A 16,704-nucleotide genomic window follows, 5' to 3' on the forward strand; every position below is an offset into this window, starting at 1 on the left:
CCCTTTTAATTGGCCAATTCTTTAGCCCACTCAATATAGCGGTCAACTGAAATATCTTGTGCACGGGCTTTTAGCTCAGTTTCAGATAAGCACAATCTTTCTGAATAAGCCGATAAATTAGTACGCAGCATTTTCCTACGCTGAGAAAAGGCAGCTGCAACCACTTTCTCTAAAGCATGCCACTGGGCATTATTTAAGCTAAAGTCTGGGCGCGGGATCATCCGCACCACTGCTGAGTTCACCTTTGGCTGAGGATCAAATGCTTCTGGAGGCACTTCTAATATGAGCTCCATGTCATAGCGAGCTTGCAACATGACTGAAAGCCTACTGAACTCCGAACCTCCAGCTTTAGAAACCATGCGCTCTACCACCTCTGCTTGGAGCATGAAGACTTGCTCATCTATCAAATTAGCAGCGCTGACCAAATGAAACAAGAGGGGTGAAGAAATGTTGTAAGGCAAGTTTCCTACCACTTTGCATACACCCCCTGAGGATGCGTGTGATTTTGCCCATTCAAAAAAATCAAATTTGAGTGCATCACCTTCAATGACATTCAAGCCAGGTAAATTTTCTGCTTTCCAGTAAGCAACTAAATCTCGATCAATCTCCAAAAGATCAAGCTGCTCAAGACCGCCTAATAAAGGTCTGGTCAGCGCTCCAAGACCAGGGCCAATCTCAATCACATGCATCTCAGGATTGGGGTTAATCGCAGCAACAATGGAATAAATTACGCCCGAGTCTTGCAAAAAATTTTGGCCAAATCGCTTACGGGCACGGTGCATCATGTATTGGTATTCCTCGAGCTGAGCGCTAACTGATAAGCCAATTCTAGGGCCTCAAGCATGCTGCCAAAATCGGCAATGCCCTTGCCCGCAATCTCTAGCGCAGTTCCATGGTCCACTGAGGTGCGAATAATAGGTAAACCCAATGTCACATTGACTCCGCCCCCAAAACTAACAAACTTGAAAGGTGCTAAACCTTGGTCGTGATACATGGCAATAAATGCATCTACTTTGTCTAAAACATGGGCATCAAACATCGTGTCGCCCGGATAGGGGCCGCTCACATCCATACCCAAGGCCTTGGCATCCTCAATCGCAGGCGCAATGATCTCAATCTCTTCACGCCCTAGGTAACCAGATTCACCAGCATGCGGATTTAGCCCTGCCACCCGAATAACCGGCTTAGTAATGCCAAACTTGTGCTGAAGATCGTCGTGAACAATCTTGATTGTTTCCACAATATGCTCGCTATGAAGCGCGCTGGCTACTTCTTTTAAAGGTAAGTGTGTTGTAGCCAAGGCTACTCGAAGATCGGATACTTTTGGAAGATTCAAAAAGCCAGCGGGAATATTGGCACACAACATCATCACTACATGATCTTGATGGCAGAGCTTTGCTAAGTATTCAGTATGTCCAGTGAAAAGGCCTTGTTGAGCTTGAGTGCCATCATTGATGACACTTTTTTGCAAGGGTGCCGTTACCATGGCATCAAAGCGACCCTCCAAACATCCCTTCGTGGCGATATTGAGAATATCTAAAACATATTGTGCATTGCTTGGATCTAAATGACCTAGTTTTACTGGCGCCGCTAAGCTCACCGGACTTATGCTGAGGCGAGGGTTGGGCGAGCTTAGACTTTGAAGTCCCACAAAGAGACCTGGATCACCTAATATTGTGATATTTGCAGCAGGCTGCCGCTCCAAAAAAGCAAGTGCAGCCATAAGAGAAATCTCTGGGCCAATGCCTGCTGGCTCACCAGAGCAAATAACGAGATTAACGGGGGCTACTTGCTGGATCATCTGCGTTAATGATCTTCACCGTTGCGGTATCGCGAATCTCGCGCAGCCAGTCTTGATAAGCCTGCTCAAACTTACGCTCACGGATAGCTGCTCGCGCAAATTGACGCTGCTTTTCAACAGTTAATTCCGCTTCACGACGCTCTAGCACTTGAATTAAATGCCAACCAAATTCGGTTTTTACTGGGTTACTGACTTCACCAATTTGCAAACGATTCATCGCTTGGTCAAACTCTGGGACTAAGTCACCGGGGCCCATCCATCCCAGATTTCCGCCATTTGCAGCAGAGCCATCTTCTGAATACTTCTTGGCTAAATCACCAAAATCAGCCGTCTTGGCGCGCACTTGATCACGGTAACCAGCCAATCGTCTTTCTGCATCTTGATCTGAAAGGCCTGCCCGACTACGCAACAAAATATGGCGAGATAAAGTCTGTGTCACTTTAATATTCTTTGGCACTGAAGATGTCTCATCTTGCGGCGCGGCTTGTTGCGCTGGAGGGGCAGCTACTGTGAGAGCACGGCGATCTAAGACTTTGAGGACATGGTAACCCGCTGGACTTTTTACTACCGCATTGGCAACTTGGCCACTGCCAGTATTTCTAATGGCTTCGTAGAATAACTGCGGAAGACGATCTGGCGTTCGATAGCCAAGCTCTTGAAATTTAATTTTTGGATTGTCTTTTGCGGCCATTGCACCAAGTTGTAAGAAATCTACATCGCCACGCGCTTCGCGCAATAGCACTTCAGCTTTTTTCTTGGCTTGCGCCTGAGCGCCTGCGCCAGCACTTGCATCTGCTGGGATAAAAATTTGTGCCACATCAATTTCTTCTGGCTCGCCATTGGCAGCTGGAGCAGATCTGCTTACGCCCCCTCCAGCTACTGCACGATTACGCTCAATAATGAAGTTATCAATCTCGGCATCTGAAATTTTGATCTTGCCCTCAACCTCACGCTCACGATAACGACTCAGAATGACATCGTCTCGTAACATTTGGCGATAGCGCTCATAACTGCTGCCAGTAGCCGCAATTTTGACCTTAAGCTCTGCGAGCGTTAGTTTATTTTTGTCTGCGATATCAGCAATAATTTTATCGAGCTCTTTATTGGTAACAGTGACACCTTCTTGCTCAGCATTTTGCAACTGAATCTTTTCAATAATCAATCGCTCAAGAACGGTCTTACGTAATGTAGCGGGGTCAGGTAACTTCCCGCCTTGCTTTTGTAAGGCCAGAATACGATCGTCAATTTCTTTGCGAGTGACATATCCAGTATTCACCACTGCAGCAACGCCATCAATATTGCGAATCTTACTATCGGCGCTTGGAGTAGCTTTAGATGCATCCTGAGCAAATGCTAATTGAGAAAGCATGGCAAACCCAAACACCAAGGTAGCTAGCACATGTTTAAATCGATTCCTACGCATCATTGATAGTTCTCATATATTGAAGGTGGTATAGGCTTAGAAGTTGGCATATATCCAGGAACATTCAGCTTCATGATATCAACTGGACTGCTACCTGCGCTACCAAAGCCCCTAAATTCGAGCTGAAAAAGGACTTGAGTCGTCGTGATTTGGGAGGTATTGAGCACCTGAGAGTAAGCTCCTCGCAAAGTCCAACAGTCTTTCATCCACTCAAGTGCCACTAAGGTATTTAATGTTTTAGTAGTTAAGGCGTCGTAACCCCATCTACCTAAAACTGAGACCTCTCGGGTCAATGGCCACTGACCCGAGACGTTGTATTGATCAGTTGTCGTTTGAGCCAAAGTACCAGGAGTATTGTTCTGAATCGAGGGTTGCGTAGGCGGAGACCAAACGTTACGGTATCCAAAATTTAAACTTCTGCCAGGTGTAGGCCTCCAACTGCCGCCCACTGTCGTTTGCACAAACTTGTTGAGCTGCGTGTTGTATTGACCAAACATATCTGCACTAAAGTTACCTAGCAGGCGAACAGAAGCAGAGCCCAGAGTATCCGAATAGGTTGTGGGATTGAGAATATTGCCATTTAAGCCCACTTTCTGAGCCGTAAAAGCCTGTCTTTGTGCAAGCGTGACATTTGCTCTTTCAGCACCAGTATTGGCTTCAATCATCCGACTGGTTAAACCACCCGTTAATTTATTGTTATCCGCAACCCGGTCATTACCAATAAAGGTGTTTTCACTGAAGATTTGGGTAACCCCAAAACCGGCATCTGCTGTATCGAATAATGGCGTCTGCGCTTGGCTTTGATATGGGGTGTATACATAGAATGCTCTCGGCTCCATAGTGAGCAACATATCGCGCCCAAAAAAGCCTTTTAATTCTGCGGCATCCCTCTCAAAAGCAAGCCCTGAATCCAAACTAAAGGTTGGAATGGTAAAGCCTTGCGCTGCTGGTGCACCCACTGAGCTATATGGGGTGGCGTTATAGGTGTTTGACTGAAAGCTTACCTTTGGGGTAATGAAATACCCCGGCGTAATTTGAGGCAAAGCCATTGCCCCCTTAATCACGGTTCGATCCGCTTGACTATAGACACCCGGCGCAGTTGCCGCCAGGTTTCCGCCGATGTTATAGGCAAAGCGGGTGAAATCGGTCGAGAAAGTCGTTACTGGGCCTGATGGGAGTGAGATGTACTTCCCGCTAGCATCCGCAACCGTTGGTGTCAGGCGATTGTTATAAGTAGCATTGATATTTGGCAAGATGTTGTAAGGGGCTTGCACAGTCACCGTTGGATCAGGCTGGAGGGTTTGAAAGGTCATCGCCCTGGCAGATACATTCCAATTACTCAAACTACCAGTCAGGTTCTTAACAGTGCCCACCTCTTGACGAAATTGACTCGTGACAGCACCAGCAATACTTTGAGAAAAGTCTGTAGGGTATAAGTTATCCGATACCCGAGCCATATTGGCATACCCAGTCCAAGCTCCCGCAATTGGAATACCGCCCATGCCCAACAAAGCGCCACTAAAGTTTTGTCGCTGCTGCCAATCGTAGCGCCAACGATCTGTACCCGTTTTACGATCGTAAGGCAAATAATCTCCACCTAAGCTGCCAGCATATTGCTGATCGAGAAATTGATACTTCGCACCCAATTGAACACCGCGCTGACCCATAACACGGGGTAGTAATAGCAAATCTCGATTAGGGGCAATATTGACGTAATAAGGGGCAGTCACATCAATACCATTGTTCGAGTTATAGCCCGCTACGGGTGCCAATATTCCAGAACGACGTTCTTTAGAAGTCGGTGCCGAGAAATAGGGAATGTAAGCAATCGGCACATCAAAAAATCTCATCACACCATGAGTGCCAACCATCTCTTTTTGCTCGTTGTCAATTTCTAGCTTACTTGCTGTGAAATACCAATCGAGATTTTCTGGAGTACAGGTGGTGTAAGTAGCTTTATCAAATACAAAAACGTCAGCTGTTTCGATAGTTAACTTGTCTGCTTTACCACTTGCACGATTATCACGCAACTCGTAATCAGGCGACTCCATTTCACCTTCGCGAGCATCCACTCTGAATCGCGCTTTAGGACCTCGAAATGTGGCATTCCCTTTTGAGAATTCAGTATTGCCGATTAAGTTAGCTACATCTGAATCTGGATCATATTTAATTTCATCGGCTTTGATCACTGCACCATTTCGACGAATTTGTGCTCGCCCCTTCAAACGCATTTCCCGGTCAACAATGCCGTCGATCGAATCACTTGAAGTAAAAGTGAGCGCCTGACCATCGTCAATCGGCTTGCCAACACGTAACTGATCATCTAACTTTAAAACAGTCACGCCACCCCGATCGGGGATTAAAACTGAGTTAGCGGAATTACTTAATGACTGCGCTGAAGGAGGCAGTGGCGCAGGCGCTTGAGCCATACTTGGCAATGTAAATTGCAGTAAGGCAACCCCCATCATCACGCGCAGGGAAAAGGCTAAAAAAAGAGGGGCGCAAAAGCCGGCGCAACGGCGATAATGACTCATGGATCCAGACCCGCCTTATTATACGAATCGACCATGACTGACTCTCGCTTAATCACCCTCCAAAATTGGCTAAAAGGCCTTGAAGCACGCTGGCAATTAGATCTCGCCACCTTATCCCCCGCCTCGGCAGATGCCAGCTTTAGACGGTATTTCCGGATTGAGTCCCAAAACCCGGATTTTCAGACTCTGATCGTGATGGATGCCCCACCCCAACACGAGCCTCTAGATGCCTTTTTAAAGGTCGATTTACTACTCGAAAATGCGGGTTTAAATGTTCCCAAGATCCTCGAAAAAAATATCGATGATGGTTTCTTGCTACTTAATGATTTAGGCAATAAAACTTATCTTGCAGAACTGAATAATGAGACAGCAGACTCGCTTTACAAAGACGCCACTCATGCGCTAGTTCAAATGCAATTAGCAAGCAAACCTGACGTGCTACCGAACTATGATGAAGCACTCTTACAACGTGAATTAAATTTATTTCCAGAGTGGTATCTGCATAAACATTTACATATTGAATTAAATGAAGTTCAGACTTCTCAGATCAATCAAGCATTTAACCTCATCATTCAAAATAATCTTGCGCAAGCAAAAGTCTACGTTCATCGCGACTATCACTCACGCAATCTGATGGTGACCGAAAAAAATAATCCCGGTGTAATCGATTTTCAAGATGCAGTTTATGGTCCCATTACTTACGATGCCGCATCACTCTGGCGCGATGCTTACATTGCCTGGCCTGAAGAGCGCGTGATTGATTGGGTGATTAAATTTTGGGAAGCTGGCCGCAAAGCAGGATTGCCAATGCCAGATGATTTTGGCCAGTTCTATCGTGACTTTGAGTGGATGGGCTTACAGAGGCATCTCAAAGTCTTGGGTATTTTTGCCAGACTATTTCATCGCGATGGCAAAGAGAATTACCTCAAAGATATTCCTTTGGTATTGGAATACGCTATTGCTACAGCCAATCGATATATTGAATTAAAACCCTTGGCCCGTATTCTGGAATCTACCCGCAACAGCAAATCTGAGTAAGAATGATTCGTCAAACATGAGCGTATCTAATAGCCCTAACTCTATACCTTGCCTTTTGCTTGCTGCTGGTCGGGGTGAGCGTATGCGTCCGCTAACGGATGAATTACCTAAACCGCTGCTCACCATCAAAAATAAGTCCTTGCTTGCCTGGCATTTAGAGGCACTTAGTGCAGCAGACGTTGAAAATGTGGTGATTAATCATGCTTGGCTTGGTAACAAGATTGAGGAAGCTCTAGGAAACGGCAGTCAATTTGATCTAAATATCACCTACTCCCCAGAAATTAGCGCTCTTGAGACTGCTGGGGGCATTCGCAAAGCACTCCCCTTGCTGAACCCCAGCGACTATTTCCTGGTAATTAATGGGGATGTTTTTAGCCCAAACCTGCCACTTCAGGGACTTTTGGATCAAGTTTCTGCCTTACGCAGCATGCCAAATCAGCCTTTGGCCCATCTTTTAATGGTTCCAAATCCAAATCAGCATCCTGAGGGGGACTTTTATCTGAAAGACTCCAAAGTGACTAACGAACCACTAGATGGAGCTGAAAAACTCACGTTTTCGGGTATTGGGCTTTACCACCAAGAACTCTTCAAAGATTTAGAGCTCAATGTGCCAAGCAAGTTAGCCCCACTTCTTAGAGTGGCTATGGCCAAAAATCGAGTGTCCGGTGAAAAATATGCCGGTCCGTGGCACGATGTAGGTACGCCTCAACGATTACAAGAGCTCAATGCAGCGCATGAATAAGTCTAATATTTACCAACAACGCCGAGTTGAACTTGCAAAGCTGATCTGCGCCAAAACTAGCGGTGGCATTGCCATCATCACTACAGCGCCTGAGACTGCACGCAATCGCGATAGCGAGTTTCCCTATCGTCACGACAGTGATTTTTTCTACCTCACTGGTTTTGAAGAGCCGGGCGCAACGCTCGTCTTAAAGATTGCTGGATCAACATCACAACCACAACTGGAATCGCATCTTTTTTGCAGACCTAAAGATGCGGAGCGTGAAATTTGGGATGGCATTCGATTGGGTCCAGAAGCTGCACCATCGATCTTGGGAGTGGAATACGCCCATAGCAATCATGAGCTCGATAAAAAACTGGGTGAGTTATTAGCTGATCAAGATGCTGTCTATATTCGTCTTTCAGAAAGCGCTGAAACAGATCGTCGCTTACGTCATTGGATGAAACAAGTACGGGCTCAGGCACGCGCTGGTATCAACCCACCATCTGAGTTTCATGATGTAGAGAGTTTGCTTCATGAAATGCGCCTCTTTAAAGATGTTCATGAAATCGACATCATGCGTCGCGCTGCCCAAATTTCTGCACGCGCCCACATTCGCGCCATGCAAGTTTGCAAACCTGGAATGCGTGAATACCATCTCGAAGCAGAACTGCTTCATGAGTTCCGCTATAGCGGTGCACAAAGCGTTGCGTACAACAGCATCGTTGCTGGCGGTGCCAACTCATGCATTCTGCACTACCGTGCTGGTGATGCTGAACTGCGAAGCGGTGAACTCTGTTTGATAGATGCCGGTTGCGAGCTGGATGGCTACGCATCGGATATTACCCGTACATTCCCAGTGAACGGTAAATTCACTGGGCCGCAAAGCGCGCTGTATGACATCACGCTAGCCGCACAAGAAGCAGCAATTACATCAACTAAGCCTGGCAATACATTTATGCAGCCGCATGAGGCAGCATTAAAGGTGCTCACTCAAGGCCTACTTGATGAGAAGCTTCTCAAGCTTGCAGAATTAGGCTCCCTCGATAATGCGATTGAGACTGGGGCCTATCGTCGCTTCTATATGCACCGCACCTCACACTGGCTGGGCATGGATGTGCATGATGTCGGCTCTTACCGCGAACCACTTAGTGCAGCAACCGACTCTTCAGAGAAACCATGGCGCTACCTTAAGCCTGGCATGGTCCTCACCATTGAGCCAGGTTTATATATTCGTCCAGCAGATGATGTAGATGAGCGCTTCTGGAATATTGGCATCCGTATTGAGGATGATGCGGTAGTGAATGATGCTGGATGTGAATTAATTTCTCGCGGCGTGCCAGTCAAAGCAGATGAGATTGAAGCTTTAATGAAGAATACTTAATCACTTTATTGTCAATGAAAGAACAGCACTGCGATATTTTGATTCAGGGGGGTGGGCCAGTTGGCCTAGCCTGCGCAGCGTGGTGCTTGCAAAAATTTCCAGAATCTAAGATTGTCTTACTCGATCGCAACCCTGCAGATGATGCTAACTTAACTGCTGCTGATAGTCGAGGAATTGCCTTATCGCATGGCAGCAAGTTATTGCTCGATACCATCGATGCGTGGCCTACTGAATGCGCCGATATTCATCGAGTGCACGTATCACAAGCAGGTCGTTTTGGTCGTGCTCTCATGACTCGAGAAGAATTAAAACAAGATGCGCTTGGTCACATCATTCGCTATCGCGATATTCATATCACACTGCGTCAGGCTTTAAGAGTCATTCAAACAAAGAGTCCCAATTTTGTTTGGGAGCACATCAATACCAACAATGGCGCCGATACCGATACTTCACATATTCAAGCCAAATGCGTAGTGCATGCTGAAGGTGGTTTATTTAAAACCCAGGATTGGGTGGAATCCGGCAGAGACTATGAGCAATCTGCCTTAGTTGGCTTAGTCGAAGTTGAGAATGCATCGCCCCATCAAGCATGGGAGCGTTTTACTTCTGAAGGACCTTTGGCAGTTTTGCCAAGTCACTATGGCCGCAATATTCTCAATTTAGTTTGGTGTGGAACGCCAAGCTCCTCACAAGCGCGTCTTGCTTTAAGTGATGCTGAATTTCTGAAAAGTCTACAGACCGAGTTTGGCTCACGAATTGGTCGGTTCCTCAAAATCCAAGATCGCCGCCTTTATGAGCTAGGTCTCAACTATCGTAAAGAGACTACTCAGGGTAATGAAGTTTGGATTGGCAATGCCGCCCAAACTTTGCATCCCGTTGCAGGGCAAGGCCTCAACCTTGGATTAAGGGATGCCTACCTCCTAGCTGAAAAACTCAGTATCCTGTTTTCTAAGTCTGAGAATCAAAAAACTGCCACAGCGATTGAGGCAACATTGCAGGACTATGCCCAAAGCCGGAAGGCAGATCGGTCAGCCACCATAGGCTTAACTGACTTCATGGCTAGAATCTTCACCTCCAATCTATTTCCCATTGTGATGGGTCGCGGATTGGCTTTATCGGCCCTCCAGTGGCTCCCACCAGTCAAAACAGCCTTAGCTCGCCAGATGATGTTTGGTAGGCGCTAAGAGTCTGAAACAGCCCTCAAAATACAAGCATCCTTCATTTGATCTAAATCACAGAATCTGCCTATTTTTTAGGCATATTTAGGTCGACTTGTGCTAAAGTGACACCCTTTCCTAAGCACCAGAAGCTCTCCAGAAATCAGCCCGTAACCCATGAAGATTGGCCAACACCTTCTCGCAAATAGATTATTTGTTGCCCCAATGGCTGGAGTAACGGATCGACCATTTCGTCAGCTTTGCAAAAAGCTTGGTGCCGGCTATGCCGTCTCTGAAATGATTGCCTCAAATGCATTGCTTTGGAGGAGCGAAAAAACCCAGCGTCGCGCTAATCACCAAGGTGAATTTAAGCCAATTGCAGTCCAAATCGCTGGCGCTGATCCCAAGATGATGGCTGCAGCAGCCAAACTCAATGTCGATCATGGCGCCCAGATTATCGATATCAATATGGGTTGTCCAGCCAAAAAGGTTTGCAATGTTGCAGCCGGCTCTGCACTGTTAAGAGATGAGCCTTTAGTGCAGCAAATTTTGGAAGCTGTAGTTCAGGCTGTGGGCGTAGGTCCTGATGCGGTTCCCGTGACCTTAAAGATTAGGACAGGCTGGGACCGAGAAAATAAAAATGCAATTGATATTGCACGTCTTGCCGAGAAATCCGGTATCTCCATGTTGACTGTTCACGGCCGCACGAGAGCTGACCTGTATCACGGTGAGGCCGAGTACGAAACCATTACCGCCGTGAAGAATAGCGTTGCCATTCCGGTAGTTGCCAATGGCGATATCACCACTCCAGAAAAAGCCCAATTTGTCTTAAAAGAAACTGGTGCTGATGCCATCATGATTGGCCGTGCCGCTCAAGGGCGCCCCTGGATTTTTCGTGAGATTCATCACTACTTGGAAACTGGCGCTAAGTTACCTACACCGCAGATCAATGAGATTCAGAACATCATGAATGCTCACCTCTTAGATCATTACGAGTTTTATGGCGAGCATATTGGCTTACGTACTGCCCGTAAGCACATTGGCTGGTATTGCAAAGGTTTACGGGACTCTCATGCTTTTCGCCAACGCATGAACACTGCTGATGATTGCAAAACCCAATTGCAGATGGTCAATGATTACTTTGATGAAATGAAATCCCATTCAGACCGCCTACTCTTTTTAGAAGCAGCTTAATTTTAGTTTTTAGTGAATTTAGATCCATGACCAATAAACACCCCATCACCGAATGTATTGAGACCCAACTCCAAGGTTATTTGGATGATCTCAAAGGAACGCCCCCATCTGACTTGTACCAAATGGTTCTTGCAGTAGTTGAGAAGCCGATGCTCGAACTAGTGATGCAGCACGCGAAGCAGAATCAATCCTTGGCTGCCCAGTACCTTGGTATCAACCGCAATACGCTGCACAAGAAGTTAGTTGAACACCAGCTTTTGAAGTAAGCAGACCCCATACGTAAATTCCTTATTAATTAATCCTTCTGACAAATATGATCCGTACAGCCCTACTCTCTGTTTCCGATAAAAATGGCATTGTGCCGTTCGCTAAAGCCCTTCATGAGCAAGGCGTCAAACTGATTTCTACTGGCGGTACTGCAAAGCTCTTAGCTGAAAATAATTTACCTGTAGTGGAAGTGTCTTCACTCACTAAGTTCCCAGAGATGTTAGACGGCCGTGTAAAAACATTGCATCCCATGGTTCATGGTGGCTTATTAGCTCGCCGGGACTTCCCTGAGCATATGGCTGCCCTGAAAGAACATGGCATCGATACGATCGACATGCTCGTGATTAACCTCTATCCATTTAATGAAACCGTTGCTAAAACAGATTGCTCATTTGAAGATGCGGTGGAGAATATTGATATTGGCGGCCCAGCGATGTTGCGTGCTGCCGCCAAGAACCATCAAGATGTGACGGTACTCATTTCTCCAGAAGATTACGCGCCCGTACTTGAAGAAATGAAAGCTAATAAGAACCTAGTTTCTTATAAGACCAATTTGGGTCTAGCTAAAAAGGTATTTGCTCATACCGCTCAATATGATGGTGCTATTGCAAACTATCTCTCCGCCTTAGGTACTGATCTTGATCACAAGTCACGCTCTGCATTTCCCGAAACCTTGCACCTGGCCTTTGAAAAAGTCCAGGAGATGCGTTATGGCGAAAATCCACACCAATCAGCTGCCTTCTACAAAGATATTTACCCAGTTGATGGCGCACTTGCCAATTACAAACAATTGCAAGGTAAAGAACTTTCTTATAACAACATCGCCGATGCTGACTCTGCCTGGGAGTGCGTCAAAAGCTTCACTGGTAATGCTGGCGGGGCTGCAGCGTGCGTCATTATTAAGCATGCAAACCCTTGCGGGGTAGCCGTAGGCAGCAATGGACTTGAGGCTTATCAAAAGGCATTTAAGACTGATCCTAGCTCAGCCTTTGGAGGCATCATTGCTCTCAATGTTCCCTGTGATAGTGCTGCAGCTGAAGCCATTTCCAAGCAGTTTGTAGAAGTATTGATTGCACCTAGTTTTAGCGATGAAGCAAAGGCTATCTTTGCTGCCAAACAAAATGTACGTCTCTTAGAAATTCCTTTGGGCACTGCATTTAATACTTTTGACTTTAAACGTGTTGGCGGTGGTTTATTAGTTCAATCTCCTGATGCGAAGAACATTCTTGAAAATGAAATGCGTGTTGTCAGCAAGCGTCTCCCAACCCCAAGTGAAATGCACGACATGATGTTTGCATGGCGTGTTGCCAAGTTCGTCAAATCCAATGCGATTGTGTATTGCGCAAACGGCATGACTCTGGGTATTGGTGCTGGCCAAATGAGCCGCGTAGATTCTGCGCGCATGGCAAGCATTAAGGCGGAGAATGCAGGCTTAAGCCTCAAAGGCTCTGCGGTAGCAAGTGATGCCTTCTTCCCGTTTCGGGATGGCTTAGACGTCGTGGTTAATGGGGGAGCAAGTTGCGCCATTCAGCCCGGCGGCAGTATGCGTGATGATGAAATCATTGCAGCGGCTAATGAACATGGAATTGCCATGATCTTCACCGGCACACGTCATTTCCGTCACTAAGCACCCATGCGCTGGATAGGAATCGACCCAGGTCTCCGAACAACAGGTTTTGGCGTCATTGATGTTGATGGCCAAAAACTGAGCTACGTTGCTTCTGGAACGATTGAGAGTGGTGATCCTGCTAAAGGCTTGCCAGAGCGTTTAGGCACCCTGTATGCCGGCATCAAAGAAGTTTTGGAAACCTATCATCCAGAATCTGCTGCCATTGAAGAGGTATTCCTGAACGTCAATCCTCGTTCTACCTTGATGCTAGGCCAGGCACGAGGCGCAGTGATTGCAGCCCTGGTATCAGACAAACTTCCCGTTGCGGAGTTCAGCGCACTCCGGGTGAAGCAGTCCATCGTGGGAACCGGGAGAGCTACTAAGCCTCAAGTTCAAGAAATGGTGAAGCGCTTACTGCGTCTCAGCCGTGCCCCTGGAACCGATGCGGCCGATGCTTTGGGAGTAGCCATTTGCGCTGCGCATCATGCCCAGATTCCGAAAGCAATTACTACTGCTCTTGCGCCCAAAAAGACTAGTAAGAAATAACAAGATAAACAGGTTAAGATCTTTACATGATTGGTCGCATACAAGGCATTCTCGTTTCAGTTCATCCACCCCGCCTCTTGGTCGATTGCCAAGGCGTTGGCTATGAAATCGATGTGCCAATGAGTACCCTGTATCAACTACCAGAAGCTAATCAAAAAATTACACTTTTGACACATTTTCAGGTTCGTGAAGATGCGCAACAACTGTTTGGCTTTGCCACAGAAACTGAACGCGAGGCATTTAGGCAACTCATCAAAATTAGCGGCGTTGGCTCTCGTACAGCCCTAGCAGTACTCTCGGGCATGAGCGTTAATGAACTTTCTCAAGCCATTGCTATGCAAGAGGCGGGTCGTCTGACTCAAGTTCCCGGCATCGGCAAAAAAACGGCTGAACGGCTTTGTTTGGAGCTCAAAGGTAAATTGGCTCCTGATCTGGGTATAGCTGGTGGCAAGCCACAAGCGATTGAGGCGAGCAGTGAAATCTTACAAGCCCTGCTTGCGCTAGGCTATTCAGAAAAAGAGGCCTTACTAGCCCTCAAACAAATTCCGCCAGATACGAGTGTTTCAGATGGTATTCGTATGGGTTTAAAGTATTTGTCTAAAGCTTAATTCTCAATAGAAGCATTCCTTAATAGGCACTACACTTGTAGCATGGCAATCCACACCGAAGACCTCAGCTCAATTCCAGAAGATTTACCAGAAGGCAATGACCGCATCGTTAGCGGTGCAGCCGGAAACTCGGAAGCCGTCTTCGAAAGAGCCCTACGCCCAAAACAGCTTGATGAGTATGTTGGCCAAACTAAGGCTCGAGCCCAATTAGAAATCTTTATTACTGCGACTCGAGCTCGTCAAGAAGCGCTTGATCACGTTCTACTCTTTGGCCCTCCAGGACTTGGTAAAACTACCCTAGCCCACATTATTGCCAGAGAGCTTGGCGTGAACTTACGCCAGACTAGCGGCCCTGTTCTTGATAGACCTGGTGACCTCGCTGCTTTGCTAACCAATTTAGAAGCAAACGATGTGCTCTTTATTGATGAGATTCATCGTCTCTCTCCAGTAGTTGAAGAGATTTTGTACCCGGCACTTGAGGACTACAGCCTAGACATCATGATTGGCGAAGGTCCTGCAGCACGTAGCGTCAAGATTGACCTTAAGCCCTTTACCCTAATCGGCGCAACAACTCGTGCTGGCATGCTCACCAATCCCTTGCGTGATCGCTTTGGCATTGTCGCAAGGCTTGAGTTCTACACCACTGAAGAGCTCACCAAAATCATCAATCGTTCAGCCAGCTTACTGAAGGCAAGTATTGATCCAGATGGTTCGGTAGAAATTGCCAAGCGTGCGCGCGGTACCCCTCGTATCGCCAATCGCCTATTACGTCGGGTACGTGACTATGCTGAAGTCAAAGGCACTGGCACCATTACCAAAGAAATGGCAGACGCTGCACTCAAGATGCTCGATGTGGATCCAAGTGGTTTTGATGTGATGGATAGAAAACTACTCGAAGCCATCTTGCATAAGTTTGATGGTGGCCCTGTAGGTATTGATAACTTGGCTGCAGCGATTGGTGAAGAGCGCGACACCATTGAAGATGTTCTAGAGCCATACCTCATTCAGCAAGGTTACTTACAAAGAACCTCGCGCGGCCGAATGGCTACTCGGCTAGCCTATGAGCACTTTGGCTTAACGCCACCGAGCAGTTCAGCCAGCCTTGAGATCTAAGGCTTAGCTCAGAGTTACCTTAGCAAACTTACGCTTGCCAACCTGAACCACATAAGTACCAGCTTCAACTTTCAATTGCTTATCAGCAACTGTTACGCTATCAATCTTCACACCGTTTTGTTCGATGTTGCGATTGGCCTCTGAAGTAGATGGTGCTAAGCCAGCAGCTTTCAGAAGATTGGCGATCTGCATTGGCGATCCAGACAACGTTACTTCTGGGATGTCATCTGGGATTCCACCTTTAGCACGGTGATTAAAGTCTTCCAACGCTTTTTCTGCCGCAGCTTGAGAATGAAAGCGCGCAACGATTTCTTGTGCAAGCAGTACTTTGCAATCTTTAGGATTTCTGCCAGCAGCAACTTCTTGTTTCATTAAGTCAATTTCAGTCATCGGGCGGAATGACAGTAATGTGAAGTAATCCCACATTAATTCATCGGAGATGCTTAATATCTTGCCAAACATCTCGCTAGAAGGCTCGCTGATACCAATGTAATTGCCTTTGGACTTACTCATCTTGTCCACGCCGTCCAAGCCAACCAGCAGTGGCATAGTCAAAATACATTGCGGCTCTTGGCCATACTCACGCTGGAGCTCGCGCCCAACTAAGAGATTAAATTTCTGATCCGTACCACCGAGCTCTAGGTCACTCTTCAAGGCAACAGAGTCATAACCTTGCATTAATGGATACAAAAACTCATGCACAGAGATCGGTACGCCACTACGGTAGCGCTTGGTAAAGTCATCACGCTCCAACATTTGGGCAACGGTATAGCGTGCTGCCAACTGAATCATGCCGCGTGCACCTAGAGGGTCGCACCACTCGCTGTTGTAGCGCACCTCAGTTTTAGCAGGATCGAGCACCAAACTAGCCTGACGATAGTAGGTCTGCGCATTGACAGCGATTTCTTCAGCAGTCAGTGGGGGACGGGTTGCATTGCGTCCAGAGGGATCACCAATCATGCTGGTAAAGTCACCAATCAAGAAAATCACGGTGTGCCCTAAATCTTGTAACTGACGTAATTTATTTAAAACAACGGTATGGCCCAAATGGATATCAGGCGCTGTTGGATCTAACCCCAACTTAATACGCAAAGGCGTACCTGTAGCCTGGCTCTTAGCCAACTTCTGAATCCAGTCCGCCTCAACCAATAGCTCATCACAACCCCGTTTAGTGACTTCAAGGGCCGCAAAAACTTCAGGGGTCAGTGGGTATTTTTGTTCTGGTTTAGCCGTCATGCGAAATTGAGTAACTGATTCGGTTAAATTAGTATTTAGATTGCTAAAGCATAATTGTCGCATTCCTGAGAAT

General features: G+C 46.8%; 15 protein-coding genes. 10 read left to right on the forward strand and 5 right to left on the reverse strand.

Features of this window, described 5'->3' with window-relative positions; translation table 11 throughout:
- Nucleotides 1-5: 5 nt before the first annotated feature.
- The 4 genes from rsmA to FD974_RS08660 are packed head-to-tail and all read right to left on the reverse strand — an operon-like array spanning nucleotide 6 to nucleotide 5,758.
- Complete coding sequence (gene rsmA, locus FD974_RS08645) at nucleotides 6-782, reverse strand: 16S rRNA (adenine(1518)-N(6)/adenine(1519)-N(6))-dimethyltransferase RsmA (RefSeq protein ID WP_215366822.1); 777 nt, start codon at nucleotides 780-782, stop codon at nucleotides 6-8.
- Entirely contained in the window at nucleotides 782-1,801 is a 1,020-nt protein-coding gene (pdxA, locus tag FD974_RS08650) for a 4-hydroxythreonine-4-phosphate dehydrogenase PdxA (protein ID WP_215364292.1), read from the reverse strand. Before pdxA ends, rsmA begins: the two co-directional genes overlap by 1 nt.
- Nucleotides 1,776-3,227, reverse strand: coding sequence for a peptidylprolyl isomerase (locus FD974_RS08655; RefSeq protein ID WP_215364293.1), 1,452 nt, complete (start codon nucleotides 3,225-3,227; stop codon nucleotides 1,776-1,778). The genes pdxA and FD974_RS08655 overlap by 26 nt, the downstream gene beginning before the upstream one ends.
- Entirely contained in the window at nucleotides 3,224-5,758 is a 2,535-nt protein-coding gene (locus FD974_RS08660; RefSeq protein WP_215364294.1) for an LPS-assembly protein LptD, read from the reverse strand. Before FD974_RS08660 ends, FD974_RS08655 begins: the two co-directional genes overlap by 4 nt.
- Before the next feature lie 33 nt (nucleotides 5,759-5,791).
- Between FD974_RS08660 and FD974_RS08665 the strand changes: the two genes are divergently transcribed.
- The 10 genes from FD974_RS08665 (at nucleotide 5,792) to ruvB (ending at nucleotide 15,395) form a co-directional block, all read left to right on the forward strand.
- The gene (locus FD974_RS08665) at nucleotides 5,792-6,796 is read left to right on the forward strand and encodes an aminoglycoside phosphotransferase family protein (protein WP_215364295.1); all 1,005 of its coding nucleotides are present in this window, start codon (nucleotides 5,792-5,794) and stop codon (nucleotides 6,794-6,796) included.
- A 16-nt stretch (nucleotides 6,797-6,812) separates the two neighbouring features.
- A complete protein-coding gene (gene murU / locus FD974_RS08670; RefSeq protein ID WP_251374581.1) occupies nucleotides 6,813-7,538 on the forward strand; it encodes an N-acetylmuramate alpha-1-phosphate uridylyltransferase MurU in 726 nt (241 codons plus the stop codon).
- Nucleotides 7,531-8,901 carry an aminopeptidase P N-terminal domain-containing protein gene (locus FD974_RS08675; RefSeq protein ID WP_371817110.1) on the forward strand — a complete coding sequence of 457 codons (1,371 nt, stop codon included), beginning with the start codon at nucleotides 7,531-7,533 and terminating at the stop codon, nucleotides 8,899-8,901. The genes murU and FD974_RS08675 overlap by 8 nt, the downstream gene beginning before the upstream one ends.
- A 14-nt stretch (nucleotides 8,902-8,915) precedes the next feature.
- Entirely contained in the window at nucleotides 8,916-10,085 is a 1,170-nt protein-coding gene (locus FD974_RS08680) for an FAD-dependent monooxygenase (protein WP_215364297.1), read from the forward strand.
- A 150-nt stretch (nucleotides 10,086-10,235) separates the two neighbouring features.
- Nucleotides 10,236-11,252 (forward strand): tRNA dihydrouridine synthase DusB, encoded by a 1,017-nt coding sequence (gene dusB, locus FD974_RS08685; protein WP_215364298.1) that lies wholly within the window; start codon nucleotides 10,236-10,238, stop codon nucleotides 11,250-11,252.
- 26 nt (nucleotides 11,253-11,278) lie between these two features.
- Nucleotides 11,279-11,518, forward strand: coding sequence for a helix-turn-helix domain-containing protein (locus FD974_RS08690; protein ID WP_046330848.1), 240 nt, complete (start codon nucleotides 11,279-11,281; stop codon nucleotides 11,516-11,518).
- Between the two features lie 47 nt (nucleotides 11,519-11,565).
- Complete coding sequence (gene purH, locus FD974_RS08695; RefSeq protein WP_215364299.1) at nucleotides 11,566-13,146, forward strand: bifunctional phosphoribosylaminoimidazolecarboxamide formyltransferase/IMP cyclohydrolase; 1,581 nt, start codon at nucleotides 11,566-11,568, stop codon at nucleotides 13,144-13,146.
- Nucleotides 13,147-13,152: 6 nt separating this feature from the next.
- Complete coding sequence (gene ruvC, locus FD974_RS08700) at nucleotides 13,153-13,674, forward strand: crossover junction endodeoxyribonuclease RuvC (protein WP_215364300.1); 522 nt, start codon at nucleotides 13,153-13,155, stop codon at nucleotides 13,672-13,674.
- 26 nt (nucleotides 13,675-13,700) lie between these two features.
- The gene (ruvA, locus tag FD974_RS08705; protein WP_215364301.1) at nucleotides 13,701-14,282 is read left to right on the forward strand and encodes a Holliday junction branch migration protein RuvA; all 582 of its coding nucleotides are present in this window, start codon (nucleotides 13,701-13,703) and stop codon (nucleotides 14,280-14,282) included.
- Between the two features lie 42 nt (nucleotides 14,283-14,324).
- Nucleotides 14,325-15,395, forward strand: coding sequence for a Holliday junction branch migration DNA helicase RuvB (gene ruvB / locus FD974_RS08710; protein WP_215364302.1), 1,071 nt, complete (start codon nucleotides 14,325-14,327; stop codon nucleotides 15,393-15,395).
- 3 nt (nucleotides 15,396-15,398) lie between these two features.
- Here ruvB and tyrS read toward each other — a convergent pair whose 3' ends face one another.
- Nucleotides 15,399-16,631, reverse strand: coding sequence for a tyrosine--tRNA ligase (tyrS, locus tag FD974_RS08715; RefSeq protein WP_215364303.1), 1,233 nt, complete (start codon nucleotides 16,629-16,631; stop codon nucleotides 15,399-15,401).
- Between the last annotated feature and the right edge of the window lie 73 nt (nucleotides 16,632-16,704).

Origin of the sequence: Polynucleobacter sp. es-EL-1 (genome assembly GCF_018687975.1) — a bacterium.
GTDB lineage: Bacteria > Pseudomonadota > Gammaproteobacteria > Burkholderiales > Burkholderiaceae > Polynucleobacter.

Bases quoted from the DNA above. Each gene is read 5' to 3' on its own strand.
- rsmA (WP_215366822.1), bottom strand. From the start codon at position 782: ATGCACCGTGCCCGTAAGCGATTTGGCCAAAATTTTTTGCAAGACTCG.
- pdxA (WP_215364292.1), bottom strand. From the start codon at position 1,801: ATGATCCAGCAAGTAGCCCCCGTTAATCTCGTTATTTGCTCTGGTGAG.
- FD974_RS08655 (WP_215364293.1), bottom strand. From the start codon at position 3,227: ATGATGCGTAGGAATCGATTTAAACATGTGCTAGCTACCTTGGTGTTT.
- FD974_RS08660 (WP_215364294.1), bottom strand. From the start codon at position 5,758: ATGAGTCATTATCGCCGTTGCGCCGGCTTTTGCGCCCCTCTTTTTTTA.
- FD974_RS08665 (WP_215364295.1), top strand. From the start codon at position 5,792: ATGACTGACTCTCGCTTAATCACCCTCCAAAATTGGCTAAAAGGCCTT.
- murU (WP_251374581.1), top strand. From the start codon at position 6,813: ATGAGCGTATCTAATAGCCCTAACTCTATACCTTGCCTTTTGCTTGCT.
- FD974_RS08675 (WP_371817110.1), top strand. From the start codon at position 7,531: ATGAATAAGTCTAATATTTACCAACAACGCCGAGTTGAACTTGCAAAG.
- FD974_RS08680 (WP_215364297.1), top strand. From the start codon at position 8,916: ATGAAAGAACAGCACTGCGATATTTTGATTCAGGGGGGTGGGCCAGTT.
- dusB (WP_215364298.1), top strand. From the start codon at position 10,236: ATGAAGATTGGCCAACACCTTCTCGCAAATAGATTATTTGTTGCCCCA.
- FD974_RS08690 (WP_046330848.1), top strand. From the start codon at position 11,279: ATGACCAATAAACACCCCATCACCGAATGTATTGAGACCCAACTCCAA.
- purH (WP_215364299.1), top strand. From the start codon at position 11,566: ATGATCCGTACAGCCCTACTCTCTGTTTCCGATAAAAATGGCATTGTG.
- ruvC (WP_215364300.1), top strand. From the start codon at position 13,153: ATGCGCTGGATAGGAATCGACCCAGGTCTCCGAACAACAGGTTTTGGC.
- ruvA (WP_215364301.1), top strand. From the start codon at position 13,701: ATGATTGGTCGCATACAAGGCATTCTCGTTTCAGTTCATCCACCCCGC.
- ruvB (WP_215364302.1), top strand. From the start codon at position 14,325: ATGGCAATCCACACCGAAGACCTCAGCTCAATTCCAGAAGATTTACCA.
- tyrS (WP_215364303.1), bottom strand. From the start codon at position 16,631: ATGACGGCTAAACCAGAACAAAAATACCCACTGACCCCTGAAGTTTTT.